The sequence below is a fragment of the Streptomyces sp. NPDC006510 genome (genome assembly GCF_040611955.1).
GTDB lineage: Bacteria > Actinomycetota > Actinomycetes > Streptomycetales > Streptomycetaceae > Streptomyces.
In genome coordinates this window covers 1-8,769 of record NZ_JBEXPH010000274.1, presented here as the reverse complement: position 1 = coordinate 8,769, position 8,769 = coordinate 1, and the positions used below count along the sequence as shown (strand labels likewise).

The following is an 8,769-nucleotide window of genomic DNA, read 5'->3' as shown; positions in this document are numbered from 1 at the left end:
ACCGCCCGGACGCTCTGCGTGCCGAGATCGATGCCCATCCACATATCGGTCCCCTCTGTGAAGTTCTCACTCTGCACCGAGAATTTCCGTTGCGCGAGGGATTGACGGCCAACTTCCGTTGTTCCAAGCTCTGTTAACCAGTCGACTCAACGTGTGAACGGGCCCCCCACCCATCTCCGGCCGGACCGTGGAGGTCACGGATGGACATGCACGCGCACGACCGGCGACGGTTCCTCGCCATCGGCGCGGCCACGGCCGCGTCCGCCGCCCCGCTGCTGACCGCCTGCGGCGCGGGCTTCGGCGGCGACAAGGCCAGGAACGACGGCTCCGCGGCCGACGACGTCACCGGCTCCTTCGACTGGAAGCGGGACAAGGGCAGGACGGTCAAGGCACTGCTCAACAAGCATCCGTACACCGACGCGCTGATCGCCGACCTGAAGGCGTTCACCGAGAAGACCGGGATCAGGGTCGAGTACGACGTGTTTCCCGAGGACAACTACTTCGACAAGCTCACCGTCGACCTGTCCAGCGGACGCGCCTCCTACGACGTGTTCATGCTCGGCGCGTACATGGTGTGGCAGTACGGACCGCCGGGCTGGCTGGAGGATCTCGGCCCCTGGATGCGCAACTCCTCGGCCACCGGTCCCGAGTGGGACCAGGAGGACTTCTTCCCCAACCTCCTCTCGGCCGACCAGTGGTCGCTGAAGGCGGGCGCGCCGCTCGGGCAGGGCGGGCAGTACGCGCTGCCGTGGGGCTGGGAAACCAATGTCGTCGCGTACAACACCGAGGTGTTCAAGAAGCTCGGCCTGAGGCCCGCCGAGACCTTCGACGAGCTGCGCGAGGTCGCCGGGGCGATCACCCGCCGGGCGCCGGGGGCGGGCTTCGACGGGATGTACGGGGTCGCGGTGCGCGGCTCGCGCAGCTGGGCGACGATCCACCCCGGCTTCATGACGATGTACGCCCGCAACGGCCTGAAGGACTTCACCGTCGCGGGCGGCAAGGTGAAGCCCGCGATGAACTCGCCGGAGGCGATCGCCTTCACCCGGGACTGGGCGGAGATGGTCAAGAAGGGCGGGCCGCCGTCCTGGACCTCGTACACCTGGTACCAGTGCTCCAGCGACCTCGGCGCGGAGAAGGCGGGGATGCTCTTCGACGCGGACACCGCCGCCTACTTCCAGGCGGTGAAGGGGGCCTCCCCCGCCGCCGGGAAGATCGCCTTCCACCCCGGTCCGAAGGGCCCCGGCGGCTCGCTCGCCACGAACATGTGGATCTGGTCGCTCGGCATGAACGCCAGGAGCCGCAACAAGTCCGCCGCCTGGCTGTTCCTCCAGTGGGCGACCGGCAAGGAGCATCTGCGCAAGGGCGCGATCGAGCACAACCACATCGACCCGGTACGGAAGTCGGTCGGCCAGGACGCCGCGTACAAGGACAAGATGCGGGCCATCCCGGGGTTCATCGAGACCTTCGAGACGGTCGTCGACGAGACGAGGATCCAGTTCACCCCGCAGGAGCAGTTCTTCGACGCGACGACCAGCTGGGCCGCCGCGCTCCAGGAGATCTACGGCGGGAAGAACGCCTCGTCCGTGCTGAACGGCCTGGCCGGCGATCTGGCGTCGAAGGCCGGGTGACCGATGCCGGGACGCGCGGCCCCCGTACTGGAGGCCGACCACGGGGCGGCCGCCGGCACGGCGGCCGGGAAGCGGGCGGTGCGGGCGGTGCCTGCGTGGCGCCGCTCGCTGCGGCCGTATCTGCTGATCGTGCCCGCGCTGCTGCTGACCGGCGGCATCCTCTACCCGTTCGGACTCGGCCTCTACTACACGGTGTTCGACTTCGCGGCGAGCAGACCGCAGCCGGACCTGGTGGGCGTCGAGAACTACCGGCGGATCTTCACCCAGCCCGCGTTCTGGGACTCGGCGCGGGTGACGGTGGCGTACGCGGTCGGCGCGGCAGCCGTCGAGACGGTGCTCGGGGTGGCCGTGGCGCTGCTGCTGCACCGGTCGAGCCTCGTCGGGCGGGTGCTGGAGAAGATCCTGATCCTGCCGCTGATGATCGCGCCGGTGATCGCCGCGATCATGTGGAAGCTGATGCTCCAGCCGTCCGTCGGCGTCATCAACCATCTGCTGGAGCCGTTCGGCCTCGGCGGTGTGCAGTGGACGGACACCCCGACGGGCGCGCTGCTCTCGTCGATCACCGTGGACGTGTGGGTCTACACACCGTTCGTCGCGATCCTCGCGCTGGCCGGTCTGCGCTCGCTGCCCGCCTCGCCGTTCGAGGCGGCGGCGGTCGACGGGGCGGGCTGGTGGTTCACCTTCCGGCGCCTCACCCTGCCGATGCTCTGGCCGTACGTGCTGGTCGCCGTGATCTTCCGGTTCATGGATTCGCTGAAGGTCTTCGACATCATCTACGCGCTGACCGAGGGCGGCCCCGGCGACTCGACGATGGTGCTCCAGATCCGGGCCTATCTGGAGGCGATCCGCTTCCAGCGCTACTCGTTCGGGATCAGCTACATGATCGTGCTGTGGGCCGTGGTCTACCTGGTCACGATGGTGCTGGTGCGCTATCTGGGCCGGATCCAGAACCGGGCGGCGGAGGTGGAGCGATGAGGCGCAAACTGCTCTCCGTCGCCGCCGACCTGGCGCTGATCGGCTACTTCGTCTTCGCGCTGTTCCCGGTCGCCTGGATGGTGATCCTGTCGCTGAAGCCGACGAACGAGCTGTTCAGCACATACTTCTCGTTCACCCCGACCCTCGACTCGTACCGCACGGTGCTGGGCGCCGGGGAGGACCAGGGCGTGCCGTTCGTCCGGTTCTTCGTGAACAGCCTCGTCGTGTCGCTGGGCGCCGTCGCGCTGTCACTGATGATCGGGCTGCCCGCCGCGTACGCCGCCGCGCGGTGGCGGTTCCGCGGCTCGGAGAACCTGATGTTCACCCTGCTCTCGTTCCGCTTCGCGCCCGAACTCACCGTGATCATCCCGCTGTTCGTGCTCTACCAGCAGCTCGGACTCTTCGACACCTACGTCGGCATGGTGTGGGTGCTGCAACTGGTGACGCTCCCGCTGATCGTCTGGATCATGCGGTCGTACTTCTCCGACCTCTCCCCCGAACTGGAGCAGGCGGCGCTGCTGGACGGCTACACCCGCAAACAGGCGTTCTTCAAGGTCGCGCTGCCGCTGGTGAAGCCGGGGATCGCGGCCGTCTCGCTGCTGGCGTTCATCTTCGCTTGGAACAACTTCGTCTTCCCGCTGATCCTCACCTCGTCGAACGCGCAGACCGTGACGGTCGGCGCGCTGTCCTTCCTCGGCGGCGACCGGCCCAAATACAACCTGACGGCCGCGGCGGCCCTGGTCTCGGTGGTCCCGCCGCTGCTGCTGGCCCTGACCATCCAGCGGTATCTGGTGCGCGGCCTGTCGTTCGGGGCGGTGAAGTCATGACCGGCCCGGCGGCCATCGCGCTGCGCGGTGTCAGCAAGCGGTACGGGAAGAACACCGCGCTGGACGGCCTGGAACTGGAGGTGGCCGAGGGCGAGTTCTTCTGTCTGCTCGGCCCGTCCGGCGCCGGGAAGACGACCGCGCTCAAGACGATCGCGGGCCTGGAGCAGCCGCAGGCCGGGACGGTCGAGCTGGGCGGGGCGGACATGGCGGGCGTGGAGCCCTACGACCGGGGCGTGGCCATGTGCTTCGAGTCGTACGCGCTGTACCCGCACCGCACCGCGTACGACAATCTCGCTTCCCCGCTCCGCTCGCCGCGCCACCGCCTCCCCGCGGACGAGGCGCGCGAGCGGATCGGGGAGATCGCCGAGCTGCTCGGCATCGGCGGCCTGCTGGACCGTCAGGTGGGCCGGCTCTCCAACGGCCAGCGGCAGCGGGTGGCGCTCGGCCGGGTGCTGGTGCGGCCGGCCAGGGCGTTCCTGCTGGACGAGCCGCTGTCGCACCTGGACGCGAAGCTGCGGCAGGCGATGCGCGCGGAGCTGAAGGCGATCGGCGCGGTCCGGCGCACCACGACGCTGTACGTCACCCACGACTCGGTGGAGGCGCTGGCGCTCGGCGACCGGATCGGGGTGATCAGGGACGGCCGCATGGTGCAGACCGGGACCCGCGAGGAGCTGTGGCACCGCCCGTACGACACCTTCGTCGCCCGGTCCTTCGGCCGGCCGCGGATCAATCTGCTGCCCGGTACGGTGACGCCCGAGGGGTGTTTCCGGTCACCGGACGGGGCGTACGAGCTGCCGCTGACGGTGCCCGCACCGCCCGGCACCGCCGTCCAACTGGGCGTACGGCCGCGGGACATCGGGCTCCGGGGGCCGGAGCGGACCGGCGGCGGGGCCCCGGACCTGGAGCTGACCGGCGCCGTCCATGTCACCGAGCTGCTGGGCCGGGCCACCGAGGTCACCGTCCGGATCGGCGGGCAGCGGCTGTCCCTCGTCGTCCCGCGCGCCGAGGCGGCCGGCCTGAGCCCCGACCATCCGGTACGGCTCTCCGTACCGCCTGAGAGTCTGCTGCTGTTCGAGGCCGACCGGCCGGCACGTCCAGGACGAAGGATCAGCACGTGAGCAACGTTCCGCAGCGGGGGCCCGCCCCGCGTCAGGCATCCATAGCCGAGTACGTCCTCGCGCAGGGCGAGGTGAGCGCCGCCGAACTGGCGGAGCGTTTCGACGTCAGCCTGATGACCATCCACCGCGATCTGGACGAGCTGGAACGGCAGGGCATCGTCCGCAAGTTCCGCGGCGGCGTCACCGCCCAGCCGTCCGGCGTCTTCGAGTCGAACGTCTCCTACCGGCTGAAGACGATGCGGGCCGAGAAGGCCGCCGTGGCCGAGCGGGCGCTGAGCCTCATCGAGCCGGGCATGGCGGTGATGCTCGACGACTCGACGTCCACGCTGGAGATAGCGCGCAGGCTGCGCTCCATCACCCCGCTGACCGTCGTCACCAACTTCCTGGAGGCGATCAACCTGCTGTCGCAGGAGCGCGGCATCCATCTGATGGGCCTCGGCGGGGACTTCGACCCGCTGCACTCCTCGTTCCTCGGTGTCTCGTGCGTGGAGGCGGTGCAGTCGCTCCAGGTCGACATCTGCTTCACCTCCACCTCCGCCGCGTCCGGCGGCTTCGCCTACCACCAGGAGCAGCACATCATCTCCGTGAAGCGGGCGATGCTCGATTCGGCGAGCCGCAATGTGCTGCTGCTCGACCACTCGAAGCTGGGCCGGGTCGCCCTGCACCGGCTCGCCCCGCTCTCCCGCTTCGATCTGCTGCTGGTCGACGACGGGGCGTCCCCCCAGGCGCTGCGCGAACTGGACGAGCACAAGGTGCCCTACGAGGTCTGCTCCACCGGCCGGTTCTCCGGAGCGGGGGACGGCGATGACGGGTGACGGCGAGGCGGCGGTGACGGATGACTGAACTGGCCCTGCGCGCCCTGCGCAAGACCTACACCGGGCGGGGCCGGGCCGCCGTCGAGGCCGTCCGGTCCATCGACGTCGAGCTGCGCTCCGGCGAGCTGCTGGGGCTGCTCGGCCCGTCCGGCTGCGGCAAGTCCACGACCCTGCGGATGATCGCCGGGCTGGAAACGGTCACCGGCGGCGACATCCTCATCGGCGGCTCGTCGGTGGTCGCCCTCCCGGCCCGGCAGCGCAACATCGGGGTGGCGTTCGAGAACTACGCGCTGTATCCGCCGCTGACGGTCGCGGAGAACCTCGGGTTCGGGCTCGCCGCCCGGGGCGGCTGCGACCGGGCCGAGATCCGCCGCCGGGTCGCCGCCATGGCCGAACGCATCGGGATCACCGGCCTCCTGGACGCCCGCCCGGCCGAGCTCTCCAGCGGCCAGAAGCAGCGGGTCGCCCTGGCCCGTGCGCTGATCCGGGTCCCCGACGTCCTCCTCCTGGACGAACCGCTCTCCCATCTCGACGCCGCCCAGCGGGACACCACCCGGCGCGAGCTGAAACGCATCCAGCGCGACAGCGGCCACACCACCATCCTCGTCACGCACGACCAGGAGGAGGCGCTGTCGCTCGCCGACCGGATCGCGGTGATGCGGGACGGCGAGATCCAGCAGCTCGGCACGCCCGAGGAGATCTACGACGCCCCGGCGAATCTGTTCGTCGCCGACTTCGTCGGGGAGCCCGCGGTCAATCTGCTGCCGGGCACGGCCGACGGATCGGGCGGGGTGCGTCTCTCGGCCGCCGTGCGCCTCCCCGTACCGCACCGGATCCCGGCGGGACGCGCGGTGGTGCTCGGCATCCGCCCGGAGGATCTGCGCCTGGACGACACTGGGGTACGGGCCCGGGTCGCCGCCCACGAGCCCCTGCTGGAATCCGGCATCGCCACGCTCTCGCTGGACGGGGTGGCGGAGCCGCTGGTCGTCGTGACCGGTCCGGAGGTACGGCTCGACCGGGACGACACCGTACGCATCACCGCCGATCCCCGGCACATCCATGTCTTCGACGCCCAGACAGGAGACGCTCTGCGATGACCCGCCCCGAGACGGTCCGCCCCGCCACGAGGATTCTGCTCGCCGGTGACCACTTCGTCCGCAACTCACTGCTCGCCGAGGCCCTGCACCACGCGCTCGGCCCGCTCGGCACGGAGCCGCAGCTCGGCGAACTCACCCTGCCCTGGCCCCTGGAGCCCTTCGGCAAGGTCGCCGAGGTCGACGAGGCGAGCGACGCCGAGGACGCGCTGATCGCCGCCCTGGCCGGGGTGGAGGTGTGCGTGACGCAGATGGGCCCGTTCACGGAACGGGTCCTGGCCGCCGCACCCGATCTCCGGCTGATCGTGGTCTGCCGGGGCGGCCCGGTCAATGTGAACGCGGCCGCGGCACGCGCCCGGGGCGTGCGGGTGTGCTTCGCGCCGGGGCGCAACGCGGCGGCGACCGCCGAGTTCACCGTCGGACTGATCCTCTCCGCCCTGCGCCGCATCCCGGAGGCGCACCGCGCTCTCGCCTCGGACCGCCGCTGGGACGCCACCCACTACACCTACGAGAACTGCGGCCTGGAGCTGGAGGACACCCCGGTCGGGCTGATCGGCTACGGCGCGGTGGGCAGCCGGGTGGCCCGGGTGCTCTCCGCCTTCGGCGCCGAGGTCGAGGTGTACGACCCGTATGTGCGCGGCGACGTCCACGGCATGCGGGCCGGCTCGCTGGAGGCACTGCTGGCCCGCTCGCGCGTCCTCACCCTGCACGCCCGGCTCACCCCGGAGACCCGGCATCTCATCGGGGCCCGTGAGCTGGCGCTGCTGCCGCGCGGCGCGGTGCTGGTGAACGCGGCCCGGGGCGGGCTGCTGGACACCGGCGCGCTGTGCGACGCGCTGGACTCGGGGCAGTTGCGGGCCGCGGCGCTCGACACGTACGAGCAGGAGCCGCCCCCGCCGGGCTCGCGGCTCTTCCGTACCAGGCATCTGCTGATGACCCCGCATGTGGCGGGGGCCAGCCGGGCCGTCGCGGAGAAGGCGGCCCGGATCGCGGCGGCCGAGGTGGCGCGCTACGTGCGGGGCGAGCCGCTCGCCCACGCGCTGTGAGGGGAGCCGTGACGATGACCGGAAGCACGACGAGGTACATCGGCATCGATGTCGGCACGTCCGTGGTGAAGGCCGCCGCCTTCGACCCGGACGGCCGCACCCTGGCCGTCGAGTCCCGCCCGGTGGGGCTGGCGATCCACGACGGCTCCGCGGAGCAGGACATGGACGAGGTGTTCGGCGCGGTCCGCGAGGTGCTGGACGCGCTCGGCTCCGACGGGGTCGCGTTCGCCGGACTCACCGGCCAGGGCGACGGCGTCTGGCTGGTCGACGCGGCGGGCCGGCCGGTCCGCAAGGCGATCTCCTGGATGGACGGCCGGGCCCATGAACTGGTCGACTCCTGGCTGGCGTCCGGTGTCTTCGAGACCGTCTACCGGCGCACCGGCAGCGCGATGTTCCCGGGCTGTCCGGGCCCGGTGCTGGCCTGGCTCGACCGGCACGAACCGGCCTCGCTCGACGCCGCGACGACCGCCCTGTACTGCAAGGACATGGTGTTCCAGCGGCTGACGGGGGTCCGGGCCACGGATGTCTCCGACGCTTCGATGCCGTTCCTGGACCCGCTGACCCGGGCGTACGCCCCCGATGTGCTGGCCGCGCTCGGCCTCGGTCACCGGGCCCCGCTCCTCGCCCCGGTCAGCGATCCGGTCGCCACCGCCGAACTCCCCTCCGGAGTACGGATCTCCAATGGCCCGTACGACCTGCCGGCCTGCGCGCTCGGCGCGGGCGTCACCCGCCCGGGGGACGGGCTGCTGATCGTCGGCACCTGTCTGGCCGCGCTGGTGGCCACGGAGCGGCTCGACCTGGACGGCGAACCGGCCGGGCTGCACATCTCCACCGACCGCCCCGGCCACTGGCTGCGCGCCATGCCCGCGATGGTCGGCACGGCGGCCCTTGACTGGGTCCTGACCACCACCGGCGTACGCCATACGGAGGTCGACGCGCTGCTCGCCGCCACTCCGCCCGGCGCGAACGGTGTCCGGGTGCTCCCCTACTTCGCCCCGTCCGGCGAACGCGCCCCGTTCGTCGAGCCGAGGCTGCGTGCCGAGTTCACCGGTGTGTCCCTGGAGACGACCCCGGCGGATCTGATCCGCGCCGTCTGCGAGGGCATCGGCTTCGCCGCCCGGCACTGCCTGGAGGCCGCGGGTCTCACCGGCGCCCTCGCCCTGTGCGGCGGCGGCACCCGCTCCCCCGCCTGGATGCGGCTGTTCGCCGATGTGCTGGGCCGGCCGGTCCGGATCGTGGAGGGCGAGGTCGGCGCGCGGGGCGCGG

The 8,769-nt window shown here is 71.4% G+C and carries 8 protein-coding genes; all 8 read left to right on the top strand.

The features are described from left to right. Nucleotides 1-200 precede the first annotated feature (200 nt). Complete coding sequence (locus ABZY11_RS40500; RefSeq protein WP_356483966.1) at nt 201-1,628, top strand: sugar ABC transporter substrate-binding protein; 1,428 nt, start codon at nt 201-203, stop codon at nt 1,626-1,628. A gap of 3 nt (nt 1,629-1,631) precedes the next feature. After that, nucleotides 1,632-2,603, top strand: a complete 972-nt coding sequence (locus ABZY11_RS40495) for a sugar ABC transporter permease (RefSeq protein WP_356483965.1) — start codon at nt 1,632-1,634, stop codon at nt 2,601-2,603. Continuing rightward, on the top strand, nt 2,600-3,430 hold the full coding sequence (locus ABZY11_RS40490; RefSeq protein ID WP_356483964.1) for a carbohydrate ABC transporter permease: 831 nt from the start codon (nt 2,600-2,602) through the stop codon (nt 3,428-3,430). Before ABZY11_RS40495 ends, ABZY11_RS40490 begins: the two co-directional genes overlap by 4 nt. After that, on the top strand, nt 3,427-4,548 hold the full coding sequence (locus ABZY11_RS40485; RefSeq protein WP_356483963.1) for an ABC transporter ATP-binding protein: 1,122 nt from the start codon (nt 3,427-3,429) through the stop codon (nt 4,546-4,548). The genes ABZY11_RS40490 and ABZY11_RS40485 overlap by 4 nt, the downstream gene beginning before the upstream one ends. Then, nucleotides 4,545-5,363: a DeoR/GlpR family DNA-binding transcription regulator gene (locus tag ABZY11_RS40480; protein WP_356483962.1), complete on the top strand. Its 819-nt coding sequence runs from the start codon at nt 4,545-4,547 to the stop codon at nt 5,361-5,363. The genes ABZY11_RS40485 and ABZY11_RS40480 overlap by 4 nt, the downstream gene beginning before the upstream one ends. Nucleotides 5,364-5,383: 20 nt before the next feature. Then, entirely contained in the window at nt 5,384-6,460 is a 1,077-nt protein-coding gene (locus ABZY11_RS40475; protein ID WP_356483961.1) for an ABC transporter ATP-binding protein, read from the top strand. Beyond that, entirely contained in the window at nt 6,457-7,503 is a 1,047-nt protein-coding gene (locus ABZY11_RS40470) for an NAD(P)-dependent oxidoreductase (protein WP_356483960.1), read from the top strand. The genes ABZY11_RS40475 and ABZY11_RS40470 overlap by 4 nt, the downstream gene beginning before the upstream one ends. 14 nt (nt 7,504-7,517) lie before the next feature. Continuing rightward, the coding region (locus ABZY11_RS40465; protein WP_356483959.1) for an FGGY-family carbohydrate kinase at nt 7,518-8,769 on the top strand (1,252 nt) is incomplete at its 3' end.

Coding starts and splice junctions, on each gene's coding strand:
- ABZY11_RS40485 (WP_356483963.1), top strand. CDS start 3,427: ATGACCGGCCCGGCGGCCATCGCGCTGCGCGGTGTCAGCAAGCGGTAC.
- ABZY11_RS40490 (WP_356483964.1), top strand. CDS start 2,600: ATGAGGCGCAAACTGCTCTCCGTCGCCGCCGACCTGGCGCTGATCGGC.
- ABZY11_RS40470 (WP_356483960.1), top strand. CDS start 6,457: ATGACCCGCCCCGAGACGGTCCGCCCCGCCACGAGGATTCTGCTCGCC.
- ABZY11_RS40500 (WP_356483966.1), top strand. CDS start 201: ATGGACATGCACGCGCACGACCGGCGACGGTTCCTCGCCATCGGCGCG.
- ABZY11_RS40475 (WP_356483961.1), top strand. CDS start 5,384: ATGACTGAACTGGCCCTGCGCGCCCTGCGCAAGACCTACACCGGGCGG.
- ABZY11_RS40495 (WP_356483965.1), top strand. CDS start 1,632: ATGCCGGGACGCGCGGCCCCCGTACTGGAGGCCGACCACGGGGCGGCC.